Here is a 19,178-nt window from a genome sequence, read left to right on the forward strand (position 1 = left end):
AATTTACTCTTTGTTTTAACGAATTTATGATCTTCAAATATAACTACTGGTCTTGAGTCACTTCTGTATCTTGTTCTTCAGCAATCTCTGCATCTACTAAAGCTAAAATTTTTTCAAACTGGAAATTGCCAGTGAGCTTTTTTAATTCCTGAATAAATACCGGATGGGCTGTACCGGATTTTTCAAGCTCCTGGATTTTGTCTTGCAACCCCTTTTTGTGGCCTATAGCTGCGAGATGAGCAATATCGTCCAGATGATTATCGGCCGGTAATTCCAGCGCTCCGATAAGCTGTGATGCAGGTGCGGCGCTTTCCTGTTTTTCGTAACACCACACCAGGTTCAATAAACGGCCAATATGATCCAGTAATAAATTGATGCGCACTGGTTTAATCACGTAGGCATCATGTAGCGGTGTAACTTCAGTATTATCATGCGCAGGTAAATCCTTGCCTTCACTGGCATCTGCAGAAACCATAATAATGGGTGAGTGGTAACCCGCTTCACGCAATTGTTTTGCCAACTGCCAACCATTTATGCCGGGCATGGAGACGTCGAGCATAATTAAATCCGGGCTGCGGTTGTTGTCTATTTCCTGCATTAGCCGATCAAGCGCGAGCAGGGGATTATCCAGTTCGATAATTTCGAAACCGAGCGGTGCCAACATGGCGCGCATCAGTTGGCGGTGCGATGCTTCATCGTCAACCAGCATGAGAGTCCGCACTGTGCCTTTGTAACCGTAAATAGTTTGCACCGGTGCGGTGATAAATTCGGGGTGGGGCTTGCTGATGCTGGCGAGCATCAAGCTCGCTTTAAAGGTACTGCCAACGCCGGGTGTGCTGGTGACAGCGATATCGCCACCCATAATTTCACTGAGCAAGCGGGTAATCGTTAATCCCAATCCGGTTCCCGTTGCAGTGGAACCTGCGCGGCGCACGCGTTCAAAGGGGCGAAAAATACGCTCGATGTTTTCCGGTGCAATGCCTTCACCGGTATCAGTAATCGTAAATTCAGCGACCTGACTGCGATAGCGCAGTTTAAACACCACACTACCTTTGTCAGTGTATTTAATGGCGTTGGATAATAAATTAATTAAAATCTGGCGCAGGCGTTTTTCATCGGTGCGCACAAATTCCGGCAGCCGGTCTTTGCATTCGTAAATAAATATCAAGCCTTTGGCTTCCGCTTGTAAACGAAACATGTGGACTAGCTGTTCCATTAATACCGCAATGCGCACTTGGTCTTGATGCAAATCCAATCGTCCAGCTTCGATTTTGGAAATATCCAACAGACCCTCAATCAAATCCGCAAGATGTTCGCCGCTGCGGCGGATGACACCCAACGCGTCTTTGCGATGCGCTGGCATGCTCGGATCTTTTTCCAATAATTGTGCATAACCCAGTACGGCATTTAGCGGTGAGCGCAGTTCATGGCTAATTCCGGTGAGGTAGCGGCTTTTGGCCTGATTGGCCGCTTCTGCTTCTTCTTTAGCGGTTTGCAGTGCGCGGTCGGTGCGTTCATGTGCTTCAATTTCTTCCATAAGCAAGCGTGTCTGCCGTTGCGATTCTTCCTGTGCAACAACACGGCTTTCATGGGCCAATACAAATAACCAGCTGACTACGCCGGTAATAATCACTAACAGGAAAAATACTTTCCACAATGTTGCTTCTAATAATGCTGCTGTCTCTGGTGCATCAATCGGCGTTTGGAAATAAATGAGTGAGAGAAGAATCGCCGAGAGCCCGTTAATAAATAGCACAAGGACTACAAAATGCCCCACGCGCGAATTGATATTGGTGGTAATCGACTTAGGTAAAAATACCTTAAAGAAATTGCTCAGCTGCGTGGAATAATTAGCGCCCGGTTTACAGTAATCGTGACAGCGTGCATCAAGCGAGCAACATAACGAGCAGATGTGTCCAGCGTAAGCGGGGCAGTAGGTGATATCTTCAGTTTCAAATTTATGTTCGCAAATACAGCAGGAAATCGTAGCGTGAGCACCTTCGCTGTGATCGGCATCTTTCATCACATTAACGACCGGACGGGCAAGGTAATATCGCCCACCAGTGGCAAATGCAATCAGTGGTGCACAGATAAGTGCAAGGCCCAGCGCGATAAAATGTGAAAGCGCCTGTGCAATATTACCGAGGATTCCCGTATGGCAAACGATGCCGGCAATCGAAGCAATCAACATTGAACCCACGCCCACAGGATTAATATCGAATAAGTGCGCGCGTTTGAATTCAATATGTTTCGGGCTTAGGCCGAGCGGTTTGTTAATCACGAGATCGGCCACCAGCGAACCTAACCAGGCCACGGCGACTATCCCATAAAAACCTAGCGTTTGTTCCAATGCGCGATAAACGCCAAGCTCCATTAACAATAATGCAATCGCCACATTAAACACCAGCCACACCACCCGACCGGGATGGCTGTGAGTCAAGCGCGAGAAAAAATTTGACCAGGCAATTGAACCGGCATAAGCATTGGTAACATTAATTTTGAGCTGGCTCAAAATGACAAAAATACCCGCGACCGATAAAGCCACTTCCGGCGAGCTGGCGATATAACTAAACGCCACCATATACATCCGCGTTGGATCGGCAGCTTCTTCGATACCAATACCGTGATTTAACGTGAGTACGGCGAGAAACGAACCGGCGAGAATTTTAATTGCACCAATCACAATCCAGCCCGGACCACCGGCAATAAGTGCCGCCCACCAACGTAAACGTGCATTGGGTTTTGGTTCTGGCAAAAAGCGTAAAAAATCCACCTGCTCGCCGATTTGTGCAATCAACGAAAAAATAACGGCGGAGGCTGCACCAAATAATAAAATATTAATGCCTTCACCCGGCGCTTCTTGTGCTTGCATCCCGCCCGAAAATTCCGTCCAACTTTCTACCGCGCTGGCATCGGCATAGATAATAAAAACAAACGGCAGTAACTGCAGAATAATCCACAGTGGTTGGCTCCATAATTGGAACCGGCTGATAAAGGTAATACCGTGGGTGACTAGCGGAATTATCGCCAGCGAGCTAATTAAATAACCCCATGCGAGTGGAATCCCAAATAATAAATCCAAAGCCATAGCCATGATGGCGGCTTCGAGCGCAAAAAAAATAAATGTGAAGGAAGCGTAAATCAGCGAAGTGATAGTGGAACCGATATAACCAAAACCAGCTCCGCGTGTGAGCAGGTCGATATCGACACCGTATTTGGCAGCGTAGTAGCTGATGGGAATGGCGGTGAGAAAAATAATCAAGCTCACCGCCATAATCGCGGCGACTGCATTGTTAAAGCCATAGTGCAAGGTAATTGCACCGCCTATGGCTTCCAATGCAAGAAATGAAATAGCGCCCAGCGCTGTGGTTGCTACCCGTGCAGCAGACCAGCGCCGTGCGCTTTTGGCAGTGAAGCGCAGCGCGTAATCTTCCAGTGTCTGGTTGGCAACCCACTGGTTGTAATTACGCCGCACGCGAAATATATGCTGCTTGGCAGTCATGGTTTACCCGTTAAACAGTCTGTTCGTCCGGGAACGTCTCGTCGATTAAGTGAGTGGTTTTATCAGCGCTTTATGTTGTGCGCTTTATTTGTGTGCATTTGTGCACTTATTGTTTCTTTCTTGGTGCATTTTTTGTTGCTGCGAAATTAATCAACACCGCTATCACTGGCGTTTAAACATCTACGATTAATCCCTACTCAATTGCTGTACCAACTTTGTGATTTATCCATGCGTCAAATGACGTAGTGGTCTGTGTCATTTATCGAATGGTCTCAAATGCTGCTCGCGCCTAGATTGTGAAGCGTAGAGACAGCTTCCGCTTCAAAGCTCCCTCTCAGTGATTAAACGTCGCAGTAAGGACAAAAACTCAGTGGTAACAATCTGCAAATCCCTATTACAGCTTGTGCGCAACCTAAACAATTTTTAATTACCTGAGGAATGACCATGAACAAGACCCTGCTATCTTCCTTTCATGTTTCGCCCCGCACACAGGGTGCGGGCATGAAAACCTGGAAAAAATGTTTGCTCACACTGGCGGCTTCGCTTGTGTTTGGTAATGCTCAAGCTGCCGATGTAAACACGACTGGCCTTGCAGTGACAGATACAACGGTGAAGGTGGGTATCCTGCACTCGGTGACCGGCACTATGTCGATCAGTGAGACAGGTTCGGTGCAAGCAGAAAAGCTGGCGATCGATCAAATCAATGCAATGGGCGGCGTGCTCGGTCGCAAAATTGAATACATCCAGGAAGACGGCGCGAGTGACTGGCCAACCTTTGCGGAGAAATCCAAAAAATTATTGGTGAACGATAAAGTTGCTGCAGTGTTCGGTTGCTGGACATCGGCATCACGTAAAGCAGTGTTGCCAATTTTTGAACAGTACAACGGTATGTTGTATTACCCAACTTTCTACGAAGGTTTGGAACAATCACCCAACGTGATTTACACCGGTCAGGAGGCTACACAACAAATTATTGCCGGTATCGATTGGGTGACTAAAACCAAGGGTGCCAAATCATTCTACTTGCTCGGTTCCGATTATATTTGGCCGCGCACCTCTAACAAAATCGCGCGCAAACACATTGAAAAATTGGGCTTGAGTGTGGTGGGTGAAGAATATTATCCACTCGGTCATACCCAATTTAACTCGGTGATCAACAAAATTAAATTGAAAAAGCCCGATGTGATTTATGCGATTGTGGTGGGTGGTTCTAACGTTGCCTTCTACAAGCAATTAAAAGCAGCCGGTATTGATATGACTAAAGAAAAACCACTGGTGTTGACCATTTCGGTAACCGAAGACGAAATTCTGGGTATCGGTGGTGAGAACATGGTGGGTGCTTATGCAGCGATGAAATATTTCCAAAGTTTGCCGAACGAAAACAACAAGAAATTTGTTGCGGATTTCAAAGCGAAGTATGGCAAAGATATCGTGATCGGTGACGTAACCCAAGCTGCATACCTCGGCCCCTGGTTGTGGAAAGCTGCAGTGGAAAAAGCGGGATCATTTGATATCGATAAAGTGCGCGCTGCATCACCCGGTATTGAGTTGACGACGGCGCCTGAAGGCTATGTAAAAGTTCACCCCAATCATCACCTCTGGTCTAAAACCCGTATCGGTCATGCACGCACTGATGGTCAATACGATGTGGTCTTCGAAACCAAAGATTTGATCGAACCGGATCCATTCCCGAAAGGTTATCAATAATAAAGTCGCAACCAGCCGCAAGGCTGGTTGCGATATGTGTTGAGAAGATCGTGATGAGTGAGGAGTAGAGTTTGATTTAAAACAATATGAGGCATGGATGCCGATTTTAGCCTACATGGATGTATTTACGGCGTGTTTTAAATTGAACTCTACTCCTCACTTTGGATAGAAGCTCTGTTTTTAAATCGAGATGAGGTGCAGCTATGTTCGCTGAATACAGTAGCTCGGAATTATTATCGATCTTTGCGATGCAAGGTGTAGCGGGATTGATTTTGTTTTCGGTGTTTGTGCTTATGGCCCTGGGGTTGGCGATTATTTTTGGCCAGATGGGCGTGATCAATATGGCGCACGGCGAATTTATGATTCTCGGCGCTTACGTGACTTATTTAACCTCGCATGTTTTTTCCACTTACTTGCCTGATTTTTTCAGTATCTATTTTATTCTCGCGATGATACTCGCGTTTATCGCCGCCGCCGCACTAGGTGCATTAGTCGAATGGGCGATGATCCGACATCTATACCACCGGCCATTGGATACTCTTTTGGCAACTTGGGGTTTAAGTTTAATTCTGCAACAAACCTATCGCACAGTGTTTGGTCCACGCGAAGTGGGCGTCACATTGCCGGATTGGTTAATGGGTTCTTATCAACTCACCGAATCGATTGAGTTACCAATCAACGGTTTATTTGTAATGTGTCTCGCACTCGGGATTTCACTTGCCGTTGCCTTGCTCATGTATCGCTCGCGTTGGGGCACTCAAGTGCGCGCTGTAGTACAGAATCGCCCTATGGCAGGTGCAGTGGGCATTAATACCGGCAAAGTGGATCGCGTTACGTTCGCGCTGGGTTGCGGCATTGCTGGTGTTGCGGGCAGTGCGTTTACGATGATTGGTTCTACTGGCCCAACCTCTGGCCAACTTTATATTGTCGATACATTCCTGGTGGTGGTATTTGGTGGTGCATCGAGTTTGCTCGGCACCATTGCTTCTGCATTCAGCATTTCGCAAGCGCAATCGACCATGGAATTCTTTATGAGTGGTTCTATGTCCAAAGTATTAACGCTCTTGTTTGTCGTGTTGATCCTGATGCTGCGCCCGCAAGGTTTGTTCACCCTGAAAGTACGCCGTTAAGAGGAGTCTCTCATTATGTCCTATCAAGGTTTAAGATCACTCTTGCCCAAAAAAGATCTCTATGGCTTTTTGGTGCTCGCATTAATTTTGGTGATTGTGTTGCCGCTCTCGCTGGATATTTTTCGCCTCAACCTAGTCGGTAAATATTTAACCTATGCATTTGTTGCTGTGGGTTTGGTTCTGTGCTGGGGTTATGGTGGGATTTTAAGTTTAGGGCAGGGTGTTTTTTTCGGTTTAGGCGGTTATGCCATGGCGATGTTTTTGAAATTGGAAGCCTCTGATCCGGAGAGCACCAAAATTCAATCCACCCCCGGCATTCCGGATTTTATGGACTGGAACCAAATTACCGAATTGCCTTTCTTTTGGGAGCCCTTCTACAGTTTTGGATTTACGCTGCTGGCGATTATTTTGCTGCCCACCATTTTGGGCTACATCATCGGCGTTGCCATGTTTAAGCGCAGGGTAGGGGGCGTGTACTTTGCGATTATTACCCAAGCACTCGCTGCAATTCTGACGATTTTAATTATCGGCCAACAAGGTTATACCGGCGGTGTAAATGGTATGACCGATTTGCGCACCTTGCACGGTTGGGATATCCGCACCGACAACGCCAAATACGTGTTTTATTTTGTATGCGTGTTTTTGCTGTTTGTATGCTTGTTTATCGCGCAATTTATTCGCAAAAGTAAATTGGGCCGCTTGTTAGTGGCAATGCGTGATAAAGAAGACCGTGTGCGGTTCTCAGGTTACGATGTGTCCAATTTCAAAATTTTTGTGTTCTGCATCGGGGCGATTTTTGCGGCGATTGGTGGTGCTATGTTTACCCTGCAGGTGGGATTCATGTCGCCTACTTTAGTCGGCATTGTACCCTCGATTGAAATGGTAATTTTCTGTGCGGTTGGCGGACGTTTATCCATCATCGGCGCAGTGTATGGCGCGCTCTTGGTGAATTTTGCTAAAACCTCTTTTTCGGAGAGTTTTCCGGAGCTTTGGTTGTTTGCGATGGGTGGTTTATTTATCGCGGTGGTAATGGCATTTCCTAACGGTCTGGCCGGTTTATACAACACCTACGCTGCACCGAAAGTAGACGCGTTCTTCGCCAAATTATTTGGCAAAACTCCTGTGAATCATTCATCACCACCAACACCTCTGCCATCAAAACCAACCAATACTAAAACTGAATCTGTCACTTTGCCGCAAGGAGTTGTCCATGAGCAGTAATACTGACTTTGTCCTGGCGGTGGAAGGTCTCACTGTCTCCTTCGATGGTTTTAAAGCGGTTAATGATTTGACTTTTTATGTGGATGAAAATGAGATCCGCGTCATTATCGGCCCTAATGGCGCGGGCAAAACTACAGTGTTGGATTTGATTTGTGGCCGCACCAAAGCGACTGATGGCTCCATTAAATTTCGCAACCGCGAACTCACCAGAATGAAGGAGCACGATATCGTTAAAGCCGGTGTTGGCCGCAAGTTTCAAACCCCTTCTATCTACGGCGACTTGAGTGTATTTGAAAACCTGGAAATTTCTTTTCCGCGCGGACGCTCGGTATTCGGCGCGTTGGTATTTAAACGCGATGAGGAAGTGATCAGTAAAGTCCATGAAGTTGCCAATATGATTTTTCTCGGCGATCAATTGGATAAACAAGCGGAGCTCTTAAGCCACGGCCAAAAACAATGGTTGGAAATCGGTATGTTATTGATGCAAGACCCTGATCTTTTAATGCTCGATGAACCCGTTGCTGGTATGTCGGTGGGCGAACGACAACAAACAGCAGAATTGCTACGCAGCATTATCAAAGACCGCTCGGTGATTGTGATCGAACATGATATGCAATTTGTGGCGCAAATCGCCGACAAGGTTACCGTGTTGCACCAGGGAAAAATTCTCGCGGAAGGTTCAGTCGATAAAGTCAAAAATGATCCGAAAGTGATTGAAGTTTACCTTGGCCATTAACAAAGTGTTGTGCGAATAACACCTCGGAGAAATTCATTATGTTATCTGTATCAGATTACCGCGTAAGTTATGGCCAGAGCGAAGTGTTACATGGATTAAATTTTGAAGTGAAACCGCGTGAAATTGTCGCGGTGATGGGCCGCAATGGCATGGGCAAAACCACACTGATGAAATCCTTGATGGGTGTGATCCCCAGCTCCGGTGGCAGTGTAAAACTGGACGGCAAGGAAGTGAGCCAACTGAAAAGTTACCAGCGTGTTGCCGGCGGGTTTGGTTTTGTACCCCAGGGGCGGATGATATTTTCCAGCATGACCGTAAAGGAAAATATTGAGACAGGTTTAACCACTACAAAAAGACGTTCGGTACCACAAGAACTTTACGATATGTTTCCGGTGCTATTGGAGATGCGCAATCGCCGTGGCGGTAATTTATCCGGTGGTCAGCAACAGCAATTAGCGATTGCCCGCGCACTGGCGAGTGATCCAAAAATGTTATTTCTCGACGAACCGACAGAAGGTATTCAGCCGTCGATCATTCGCGAAATTGGTCGAACCTTAAAAATGATTCGCGACCAGCGCGGTTTATCAATTGTTGTTTCAGAGCAGGTATTAAGTTTTGCATTGGATATTGCCGACCGGATTCTGGTGATCGAGAAAGGCGAAATAGTTCATGAAGAATTACGCGAGACGATTAATGAGGCAAAGGTTGCGTCCTACTTATCAGTGTAAAAGGGCAGTGTAATTTTTCATTGTTGTTTTGATTTCAGTTATTACTTCTTAAGCCAGCTTTCGCTACGTCTCGGGCGATTGCTGGCTCTTTTATTTGCCGTTAATCCTGACGGTCTTCAGGAGGTTCTCCATTGTGTGGTTCTGGCATATTGTCTGGTTTGCACGCAAGGGTGATCTCATCTGATTGGTGCGGAGGTGTGCTGCACACGCCGTTCACCAATTCATCATTGCGCCCTGCAAACGAACAGACATCATTTTCCGTTAATCCTTTGCAGGCAAGCAGTGCTTCTTGAGGTGGGCCGAAATGATGTTCATCGCGCGGTGGCCGCTGCTGTTCAGCGGCGTAGACTGGCATTGCAAACGAATGCAGTAAAACGCCCAAAACACCTGCGCATTGCGCTGCTTTTATTAATATCTTCATTGTTTACCTCGTGATTGGTCAAATTGCTAAAAGACGTTTCTGAGATAAATAATAAAAATAATAGTTCGGGCTTCTTACTGGTTATCACAGTCTTTGCACAATCACGCGCTTGACGCTGGGTTCAACGCGTACTGCCTGCGTGAATCTCAACTGGGACTTATTAGTGGGACTTTTAATGTGCGTCTCAAGGAGCACCGATCCGCCGCTGGGACGACAGCCTCCTCGCACTTTGATTAGATAAGTTAACCGCCATTGCGGTGCTCACAATAATCAATAAAAGAGGTATACGAGATGCAATCCTGTAGACGATTAATCGGGGTATTGTTGCCCAGCCTGCTCACCGCCTCCATCGCTGTACAGGCGGGGGAAGTACCTGCCGGCGCCGGTAGTTTTACCACCGAAAAACCCGCCCATCGCTGGGCGCCATCCACCGCTGAAGGTTATGACCAAACCGTGCCAAAAGGGCAGCCCTGGGGTATTTATGTGCCACGCCAGGAGCAGAGCCCCAAGGTCACCAACCGCTTTCAAAGCTCGGGTAAACCCACTCCCACGCACGAGTTCTGGTCCTCGGTGGTCTGGCCCCACGCTGTAAAAAACCTGATCCGCAATGAAAACGGCGGCATTATCGAAACTAATGTGGATACCGTGCCCTACTCACACTGGATGAGTAATTCGCCCTACACGCTCAAGTTCACTAATCGCGGCGTCAACCTGACTTATGCGCAAATCCCGCTGCTGGTACCCTACCGCTACGAGGATCCCAACTCCGACAAACGGGTACTGCCATCCACCAGCAACCCGAAATTCACCGCCTACACCTATCCGGCGCGCATCGACCCACGCCTTGACCCTCTGGGTGGCACCGAGCTGAATATTCGTTTTGACGGTATGGATGCCGATGAAACCCAGTTGGATAACTACAGCGACTTTGCCGCCACCGTGTTGCTCAAAAATCCCGACGCCAATGAAAACACCCAGGCTGCAAGGGTGACTCTGGTGAATGGTTCGCCCTACATTCACTTCCAGAAAACGGGCCTGAGTAGCGTGAGTTTCACCTACTTTAATGGTATGCGCATTGTGCACGAGTCCGACGGAGTGCTCGCCCTGTACTTGGGCGACGTGCGTGCAGGCTACGGAATTTTTGCGCCGCCGGGCACTCAGTTCAGCTACAACCTGGCGAATCTTGACTTGAAAGAGCTGGCCAGCAATGGCCAGATAACCATGACCCTGCCCGCCAGTCACCAGTATTTCAGCGTGGCGGTTCTGCCCAACGAAATTAACGACATTTTCAAGGCGCCTACCAGCTATACCGAGCAGGGTTTTGCGATTGCTGCAGGTACGGCGGTGAGCGACTTGCCCACCCATATCGCTGGCACCCGCCAGCCGCTGGTGGTATCGCGTTTGGTTGGGGATTTTTTCCGCGAGGATGAAGCCGGTGACGGTGTCGGAGTCGAAGAACTGGATGCGCTGATTGCTGACTACCGCCACCATGCCTATGCTCTGCCCACCGATACCCGCTTTGACTACCGCTATAACGAGGCAACCGCAGAAGTGGTATCCACTTACACAGTCACCACCCATCAGGTAGGCACCGAGCAATACGCCGACCCTGATGCCATCAACCAAACCATGATGGGGCTCTATCGCCACCAATACATTAACGCGGGCGACCTCGATTACGCCTACACCTACTCCACCCCGCGCGGTGAGATGAAAGTGATTAAAGGCAATAGCTTTGAGACCCGCATTCACCACCCTGGCCTGCTGCCCAACCTGCCCAATAAATTGGAAGGCGCCGAGCTGGAGCGTTTGATGACATTGTTGGAGCAGGACAAAAACGGCCAGTGGGCCGACGGCCTGACCCAAAACGATGTGCTGGATACCTACAACAACGGCAAAGAACTGAACTGGATGCTGCAGCTGCTGCACATTGCCGAGCAAACCGGCAGAAGCGATATTGCCGCCACCTTGATGGGGCGCATTAAAACGCATTTGGAAGATTGGTTAAGTGCCGACGACTGGCAGCAAGACCAGGCCTACAACAATAGCCATTGCAACCCCATGGCTGAACCCGCGCGCAGTAACTGCTACCGCGACTTGCGCCTCGCCAACGAGAAAAAATACTTCTACTACAACGAGGAGTGGAACTCGCTCACCGGCTTCCCCGCCAGTTTTGGCTCGGATACCGAACTGAACGATCACCATTTCCACGCCGGTTATTTGATCTCGGCCGCTGCAGCCATCGCCCGCTATGACCACAGCTGGGCGCAGCAGTGGAAGCCAATGGTCGACTTGTTGATTAAAGACTCAGCCAACTGGGATCGCAGCGATACCCGCTTCCAGTACCTGCGCTACTTTGACATCTACAACGGCTACTCACTCGCCAATGGCCATTTGAACATGGACGCCGGCGGCAATCAGGAGTCCTCCTCCGAGAGTATTAACTTCGCGCAAGCGGTTGCGCTTTGGGGTTCGGAAACCGGCGATAGCGCCATTCGCGACTTGGGGATTTTCCTCTATGCCAGCGAGATCCAGGCCATTCACCAATACTGGTTCGATGTGGACAATGCGGTATTTCCACGCAATGTATTTTGGGATAACGGCAGCCAATTTGTGCAGAAGGATTTTGACCGCGCCTCGGTAGGCCTGGTATGGCACAGCAAGGCCGACTACGGCACCTGGTTCTCAGCCGCACCGCGCATGATTGCGGGTATTAACTTCCTGCCCGTTACCGGCGCCTCTCTGCACCTGGGCCATATGGAGCGCAAACTCAGTAGTGGCAGCACTATTCCCTCTCTGCAACTGGTGATGGATCGTCTGAATGAGGACACCAACTTCTTTGCCTCTGTACTCTGGCACAGAGACCTGCCCGCCGAGTACACCCAGTACGATTTCCGTCGCAAAACCAAATTCTGGGACGATTTGATGTGGCAGGCCGAAGCATTGGTCAACCCGCAGACAGCGGCCGACAAGTTCAATGCCGCCGGCAACTACAAAACCGAGTTTGATCCCTCACTCGCACCTATGTACCCCAATGACGAAGTGCGCAGTGAAGCCGGTGCCAGCAAAACCCATACCTATCACTGGATTTTCAACCTGCGTCAATTAGGTCGCCCGGTAAAAGGCATTAGCGCCGATACCGCGCACTACGCGGTGTTTGAAAAAAATGGCACCCGCACCTATGTGGCTTACAACCCTACTGCTACCCCCAAAACCATCACCTTCAGCGATGGTGTCAGCATCAATGTCGCTCCGTTCAGTATGAGCGGTGACGATGCCGTAGCGCCCGCCGTAAGCAACCTGAGTGTGGCCAACCTAAGCTTTACCGGTGCCAACGCCAGCTGGACAGCGTTGACTGGCGAGTGGACTGGCGCCAGCTATCGCGCAGTGGTGAAAGACAGCAGCGGCAGCGAAGTGTTTAACCAGCTGGTCACCGGCACCTCAGTCGCCATTACCGGTTTGACCCACAGCACCAGCTACAGCCTGAGCGTAACCTCTGTTTTTGAGGATTTAAGCGGTCGCTCGGCCTACAGCACCTTTGAGACTCCCTTAGATACCAGCCTGGTGCCAGCAGTGAAAAACCTTAGCACCACCAATGTAGATCACCAGAGTTTCACCTTGAGCTGGAGCGCTATTCCCGCTGCCTACCTGAACGCCGACTATGCCATTGAGCTGCGCAGCAACGGCACATTGGTACAGTCGATTCCCACCACTGGCGGCACCGTCCAGCGCGTAATTACAGGCCTGAATGCTGCAACCAGCTATCAAGTCAGTGTGATTGCGAGCAACAACGCGGTGCAATCACCCGCGGCAACGCTTACCGTTGTCACCAGCGAAGCGCCGCCCGCCTGCGACCCAACCGCAGCCTACTGCATAGAAAGCACCAGTTGCAGTGCGGTGCGTATCACCCTCAATCGCAGCGCGGTTTGGGCCGATATCCGCCTCACTTCACCCATGCAGTCAGGTGGCTATCGCATGCCCAAAACGGCGGAGGGCAAGTCCTACTTTGACGTGACCGGCCTGAACAACAACAGCGGTGTGAATTTTGAATTCACTTACTTTGATACCGTTGGGCACGATCTGGGGCCTTACAGCTACAGCCACAGCACAGCTAACTGCGGCACCTCGTCCAGTGTGCCCAGCTCATCCAGCTCGTCTTCAACCAGCACGTCCACCAGCACGTCAAGCTCAACGTCATCCTCAAGCAGTCTGTCCTCCAGCAATTCGTCAGTGGGCGTGGAGTTGGGGGTAGTGAAAATGACCGCGCTGGCCAATGGTGGTATGCAGTTCAGCATCCGCCTGAATGAGCGCAAACAACAGGTACATTTGTTTGCCCGTCGCAACGGCCTGCAGGACTATGTGGTGAATGACCTGCAAGCCCAGGCAGGCGCCGAGATCAACAATGGCGATGGTACCTACACCTACCAAATCACCCGCAATGGTGTTTATGCGGGCTGGGATGTGGTTGAAGCGCGGTTTTACACTTTCAATCCAGGTAGTGGTCAAACCTTCCACCCTGGTCCAGGTGAAACCAGCTGGAAAACGATGACCTATTGGGCGGGTTCTTCGTCAGCATCCAGCGTATCCAGTTCATTGGTGCCATCGAGCAGTTCCAGCTCATCGCTGTCATCCAGCAGCTCCAGCTCTTCGTCTTCCGCGGTCACTAATGGCTACTCGGCGAGTGCAGTAATGCCAAATGGCGCGAACGTGGCTTACACCACTACTGCCAGCTACAGCAATGGCGGGGTGAAAATCACCTTCACCACCACTGAAAACCTGAACTGGGTATGGGTATTTACCCCTGGCTGGAACAACATGACCCGCTTACAGGGCAACAGCTTTGAGGTGATCATTCCCGGCATCACCCCAGGCACTGCGCTGAATTATTACTTCACCATCAGCACCGCCAGCCGCGGTGAAGCCAATAATAGCAACCAACCCCATACATGGACTGTGCAATAAGAATTTGCCCGCAATGCAATTATCACCGGCGCAATTGCGCCGGTTTTTTAGCTCAGCCTTTGCCTGCGATGCCGCAGGTATTAAGTCGTCCTTTTGTTTGTTGACACTCAACCCCTGGGCTATGCTGGTTTTATGAAGAATGATGTGACATAAAAATAAACAAACATCGGTGGGCTTTAGGTGGATAAATTAGTTTTAAGCTTTAATGATATTCCTCTCATTCTGGTCATTTTCCAGTCGTTGCTTTTCTCTATTCTTTTGTTGACGGCGAATCTGGGAAGGCGTCAGGCCAATTTTTTTCTCGCAATGTTTCTGCTAGCGATAGGGCTCGATGCGTTTGATTCGCTTATCTACTGGAGTCCCAGTATCAAAGTTGCCTATCTGGATGGCGCTGTACACATATTTTATTGGTTGAAATTCAGCGTTTACCTTGCGGCACCTATGTTATTTTTTTATGTGAAATCGATGATTGATCCCGACTTCAAGCTGCACTGGCGGTATGCCGTACACTTGTTGCCGCTGCTGCTATTCCCCTTGTTTATCATCGGCCTCTATACCAGCCTGACACCAGAAGAACGGGTGCTGGGTATTACCCAATTTGGATTGTTATACAAAGAGCCTGTATTCCAGATGCATCTATGGATGAGGCATTTCTTATATGTAGGTTATGGCATCGGTTGTTTTTACCTGCTTTTCCAATACAAAAACCGTTTAAAGCAGCACTACTCCAACATTGAAAACATCGATATGTTTTGGTTGCAAATGTTGATAGGTGGTTTTTTGATGATTTGGGTGTGGGTGTTTATTTCTTACTTGCTAACGCTGCTAAATGCATCCCAATGGATTGGAAACCTGATTGGTATTTCCGGCAACGTGTTTAGCTTCGTGTTTGTCAATGCATTAGTGCTTTACAGCATGGCCCATTCCACCATCGGATATCGGCGAGTAGTGTCAGAGGAGGAAAAATCTGACGCACCTGAACCTGAAAAATATGACCCACTCATTATGACAAAACTCAATCAGTTGATGAAAGACAAGGAGCTCTATCTCGATCCTGAATTCACGCTGGAGCAACTGGCGGAAGTTAGCGAGATTCCTGTGCGCAAAATTTCCGCTGCCATTAACCGCGATGCCGGACAAAACTTTTTTGATTACATCAACTTCCATCGCGTGCAAAAGGCGGCTTACATATTGGCCAGCCGTAACGGCAAAACCTCCATGCTGGATGTGATGGCCGATGCTGGCTTCAACAGTAAATCGACCTTTTATCGCGCGTTTAAAAAATTCCTCCATATGACGCCAACGGATTACGTTGATCAACTCAACCGTAAAAACTGATTGTCCATACGTCAAATAGCGTAGGTGCGCGCGCTATTTGTCGTATGGTGATTCGTTAGTCTGCGCCAGATACTGACCCTGTTCCGAGACGTATTGTCCAACACTCACCAGGAGTCAGAACCATGGCTGAAACGATTATCAAAATAGATTTAACCAAATCGCCCTATGAAAATGAAATGATCCACAATCGCTGGCATCCGGATATTCCCATGGTCAAAACCGTGAAGCCTGGTGAAGATTTTATTATTGAATGCTATGACTGGACGGGCGGCCAGATTACGAATAACGACAATGCCGATGACGTGCGCGATGTAGATTTATCGCAAGTACATTTCCTCTCTGGCCCAGTGGGAGTGGAAGGCGCAGAGCCGGGTGATTTATTAGTGGTGGATATTCTCGACATTGGTGCCTTCCAAGAAAGCTTGTGGGGCTTCAATGGATTTTTCTCCAAGAAAAATGGGGGCGGATTTTTAACAGAGCATTTCCCGGAAGCGCAGAAATCGATCTGGGATATCAACGGTATGTTTACCAAATCCCGTCATGTGCCTAATGTGGAATTTGCCGGACTGGTACATCCCGGTTTGATTGGTTGTCTGCCATCGAAAGAAATGTTGTTAGAGTGGAACAAGCGCGAAAAAGAGCTTTACGATACTGAGCCCGATCGCGTTCCAGCACTTGCCACACTCCCTTATGCCGACACCGCTCACATGGGCAAAATGGCTCCCGATGCGGCAAAAATTGCAGCTGCTGAAGGTGCGCGCACCGTGCCACCGCGTGAACACGGTGGTAACTGCGACATTAAAGATTTATCGCGCGGCTCTAAAATTTATTTTCCGGTATACGTGAAGGGCGGTGGGCTTTCGGTTGGCGATTTGCACTTCAGCCAAGGCGATGGTGAAATCACGTTCTGTGGTGCCATTGAAATGGCGGGTTGGATCCATCTGCGGGTGAGTTTAATTAAAGATGGCATGGCGAAATACGCTATTAAAAATCCAATCTTCAAACCCAGTCCGATTGCGCCGAAATACGATGACTATTTAATCTTCGAAGGTATTTCAGTCGATGAATATGGCGAGCAACATTATCTGGATGTGCATGTCGCTTATCGCCAGGCTTGTTTGAATGCGATTAATTATTTGACCAAATTTGGTTACTCCAAAGCGCAGGCTTATGCAATTCTCGGTTGTGCTCCGGTGCAAGGGCATATCTCGGGTGTGGTGGATATTCCGAATGCCTGTGCAACCTTGTGGCTGCCGACGGATATTTTTGATTTTGATGTAAATCCATCGGCAGAAGGACCGACCAAAAAAGTATCGCCGGGAATGGATGTTCCTTTATCTAAAGACAAGTAAGGGGAAAGATAAATAGCATTTGCTTTTTATCGATGTCAGCAGAATATACTGAGATGAATTCCGGCATTTGCTCCGGGACTGCGCGTCCCGGACTGCGCGTCCCGGACTGCGCGTCCCGGAGCAAATGACGGAGTCCATCCCTGCGAAAATTCCAACGCTTTTATTGAGGAATTCACATGCCCGTTTACGACTACAAATGCACAGACCACGGTCTGTTTTATGAATTGGCTTCGATGGATGATTCGAGCAAACCCGCTGCTTGCCCAACCTGTGCAAAGTTGAGTGCGCGAGTCATCATGGTTGCGCCGGAATTTCTGGATATGAAAAAAGAAAACCGCGCAGCACATGCACGCAATGAAAGTGCGATGCATGCCCCGATTTTTTCTACGCCGGATTACCGCGCCGAACAGCAGGCACGGCGTGAGCACAAACATGGTAAAGGCTGTGGTTGTGGCGATAAGCCGATCCGCAAATCGAATCTCATGTATACCGCTGGCGGCAATAAAATGTTTCCATCAATGCGGCCATGGATGATTAGCCATTGATGTTTTTTTACAGCAAATAAAAAGGGCTTCATTCGAAGCCCTTTTTAATTTTTAGATAACCAAGTGGATCGCTAATGTGTTTTTCCCGATGCGCGCAGGGTGTCAATATAATCATTGAGCGTACCAAATAAATCGCTCAACAATTCCGGTGCCTGCATACATTTTGCAGCGCCCATAATCCCTTGGTAACTGCTGAAGATAAACATTGAAATTCGCACGGGGTCAATATCCTTTCTGACCAGTCCATCCACTTGGCCTTTTTCCAGTGCGCGCACAATCGTCATGTGTGCATTCTCAAATACTTTTTCCAGGCGCTGGTGAAAGCCGTCATCAATAGCGGCCATCTCCTGATTTAAATTATTTAAGGGGCAGCCGTTAAAGCAGGCGGCATTTTGGAACGACTCGGCTTTATAAACAAACATTTGCTGCAGTGTGGTAAGCGGATTTTTGTGTTGCTGGAAAAAATCTTCCCAGACTGTCTGGAAATGCCCCATCAATACCTCGTCGACCACCGCATAACCCAAGGCTAGTTTATTGGGGAAGTAGTGATAGAGAGCGCCTTTAGCCAGCTTGGTTTTTTGCAGGATCGCATCAATGCGCATCCCCTGATACCCGTTTTGGAAAATTTCCTCGCGCGCTGCTTCAAGTATGCGGGTGCGCGTTTGTTCGGCATTGCGTTCAGTGGCCATAGTTGTCTCTTGGGTATGCAATCATATTATTGTTATCGAGTTTCATGACATCCCGGTGAAACATTCCAGTAGAAACACGCCAGTTAAAACACTGCGCCGTTAAAATGACGGCGCCTGGATTTTTACTACATCAGTTTTGATACTGCCCAATATGCTTGCGCAGAAAAATAACAGGCAAGCATTGAGTTCGAAGGTCTCCTCAAACCACTGTGATAGACCTTTATCCATATCGAAGAGTTCCCGGTCAAACGGCCAGCCGCTGGCGTAGAACACACAGGCTAGCATGGTTAGCATAACCGTTGGTGCCAACAGGACTTTACCGAGGTTACGGAAAACCAACTTAACTCTGCGCGATATGTGCCACGTAAAGCTGAGTATCATTAACAGGGCGATTACGCGCAAGATTTTTTCGAGTGCATCCCATGCTGCACTGCTGCCCAATTTATCGATATCTACTTCGCGCAAAAAAAGTGCTAACGCAAATAGTGCAAGTCCCACGCGAATATCGCGCTTTAAGCCGGAGTCATGCGTATTAAACGCACGCCAACCTTGCACCAGTGCTGCCAGGAGCAAGAAGCCGCCTTGCGCCAACTCCAGGAGACCATTTTCTTTTACGATTGAGGGATTGAATTGCCAAGCCTCAAAGCTCAGGGTACTGCTAATCGCGAGTAGGCCAACAATAAAAAAAGTCAGGGCTATCGCACGGATATGCCGCGTGTAACTCATGAGTTCCAGCGAAAATGGCTGGAAATCAGCTAAATGATAGGGGGAGCGTAATTCAAGGGTTGGGAAACTTTGCAGTAACGGCATGTGCTGGACTGACGATTTCAGTGTGTTTTTCATTAGG

General features: G+C 48.7%; 13 protein-coding genes. 9 read left to right on the forward strand and 4 right to left on the reverse strand.

Annotated elements, in window-relative coordinates:
• Positions 1–43: 43 nt before the first annotated feature.
• Positions 44–3,502, reverse strand: a complete 3,459-nt coding sequence (locus tag J2X05_RS19005; protein WP_310075569.1) for an ATP-binding protein — start codon at positions 3,500–3,502, stop codon at positions 44–46.
• Between the two features lie 444 nt (positions 3,503–3,946).
• Between J2X05_RS19005 and urtA the strand changes: the two genes are divergently transcribed.
• The 5 genes from urtA to urtE all read left to right on the forward strand — a co-directional run bounded on the left by urtA (position 3,947) and on the right by urtE (position 9,024).
• Positions 3,947–5,209 carry an urea ABC transporter substrate-binding protein gene (gene urtA, locus J2X05_RS19010; RefSeq protein ID WP_310075571.1) on the forward strand — a complete coding sequence of 421 codons (1,263 nt, stop codon included), beginning with the start codon at positions 3,947–3,949 and terminating at the stop codon, positions 5,207–5,209.
• A gap of 203 nt (positions 5,210–5,412) precedes the next feature.
• Positions 5,413–6,339 carry an urea ABC transporter permease subunit UrtB gene (gene urtB, locus J2X05_RS19015; RefSeq protein ID WP_310075574.1) on the forward strand — a complete coding sequence of 309 codons (927 nt, stop codon included), beginning with the start codon at positions 5,413–5,415 and terminating at the stop codon, positions 6,337–6,339.
• A 15-nt stretch (positions 6,340–6,354) separates the two neighbouring features.
• Positions 6,355–7,560, forward strand: a complete 1,206-nt coding sequence (urtC, locus tag J2X05_RS19020) for an urea ABC transporter permease subunit UrtC (protein WP_310075576.1) — start codon at positions 6,355–6,357, stop codon at positions 7,558–7,560.
• Positions 7,550–8,296, forward strand: coding sequence for an urea ABC transporter ATP-binding protein UrtD (urtD, locus tag J2X05_RS19025; protein ID WP_310075579.1), 747 nt, complete (start codon positions 7,550–7,552; stop codon positions 8,294–8,296). The genes urtC and urtD overlap by 11 nt, the downstream gene beginning before the upstream one ends.
• A 38-nt stretch (positions 8,297–8,334) precedes the next feature.
• A complete protein-coding gene (gene urtE, locus J2X05_RS19030) occupies positions 8,335–9,024 on the forward strand; it encodes an urea ABC transporter ATP-binding subunit UrtE (protein ID WP_310075580.1) in 690 nt (229 codons plus the stop codon).
• A gap of 100 nt (positions 9,025–9,124) precedes the next feature.
• Here urtE and J2X05_RS19035 read toward each other — a convergent pair whose 3' ends face one another.
• Positions 9,125–9,445 (reverse strand): hypothetical protein, encoded by a 321-nt coding sequence (locus J2X05_RS19035; RefSeq protein WP_310075582.1) that lies wholly within the window; start codon positions 9,443–9,445, stop codon positions 9,125–9,127.
• Positions 9,446–9,736: 291 nt separating this feature from the next.
• Between J2X05_RS19035 and J2X05_RS19040 the strand changes: the two genes are divergently transcribed.
• The 4 genes from J2X05_RS19040 (at position 9,737) to J2X05_RS19055 (ending at position 17,642) form a co-directional block, all read left to right on the forward strand.
• Positions 9,737–14,407, forward strand: a complete 4,671-nt coding sequence (locus J2X05_RS19040) for a glycosyl hydrolase (protein WP_310075584.1) — start codon at positions 9,737–9,739, stop codon at positions 14,405–14,407.
• Between the two features lie 180 nt (positions 14,408–14,587).
• Positions 14,588–15,745: an AraC family transcriptional regulator gene (locus J2X05_RS19045; protein WP_310075586.1), complete on the forward strand. Its 1,158-nt coding sequence runs from the start codon at positions 14,588–14,590 to the stop codon at positions 15,743–15,745.
• A gap of 122 nt (positions 15,746–15,867) precedes the next feature.
• On the forward strand, positions 15,868–17,097 hold the full coding sequence (gene fmdA, locus J2X05_RS19050) for a formamidase (RefSeq protein ID WP_310075588.1): 1,230 nt from the start codon (positions 15,868–15,870) through the stop codon (positions 17,095–17,097).
• A 176-nt stretch (positions 17,098–17,273) separates the two neighbouring features.
• Positions 17,274–17,642: an FmdB family zinc ribbon protein gene (locus J2X05_RS19055; protein ID WP_310075590.1), complete on the forward strand. Its 369-nt coding sequence runs from the start codon at positions 17,274–17,276 to the stop codon at positions 17,640–17,642.
• A gap of 71 nt (positions 17,643–17,713) precedes the next feature.
• Here J2X05_RS19055 and J2X05_RS19060 read toward each other — a convergent pair whose 3' ends face one another.
• Both J2X05_RS19060 and J2X05_RS19065 read right to left on the reverse strand, forming a co-directional pair.
• Complete coding sequence (locus tag J2X05_RS19060; protein ID WP_310075593.1) at positions 17,714–18,331, reverse strand: TetR/AcrR family transcriptional regulator; 618 nt, start codon at positions 18,329–18,331, stop codon at positions 17,714–17,716.
• Positions 18,332–18,430: 99 nt separating this feature from the next.
• Positions 18,431–19,174: a hypothetical protein gene (locus J2X05_RS19065; protein ID WP_310075595.1), complete on the reverse strand. Its 744-nt coding sequence runs from the start codon at positions 19,172–19,174 to the stop codon at positions 18,431–18,433.
• Between the last annotated feature and the right edge of the window lie 4 nt (positions 19,175–19,178).

Origin of the sequence: Cellvibrio fibrivorans (assembly GCF_031457055.1) — a bacterium.
GTDB lineage: Bacteria > Pseudomonadota > Gammaproteobacteria > Pseudomonadales > Cellvibrionaceae > Cellvibrio > Cellvibrio fibrivorans.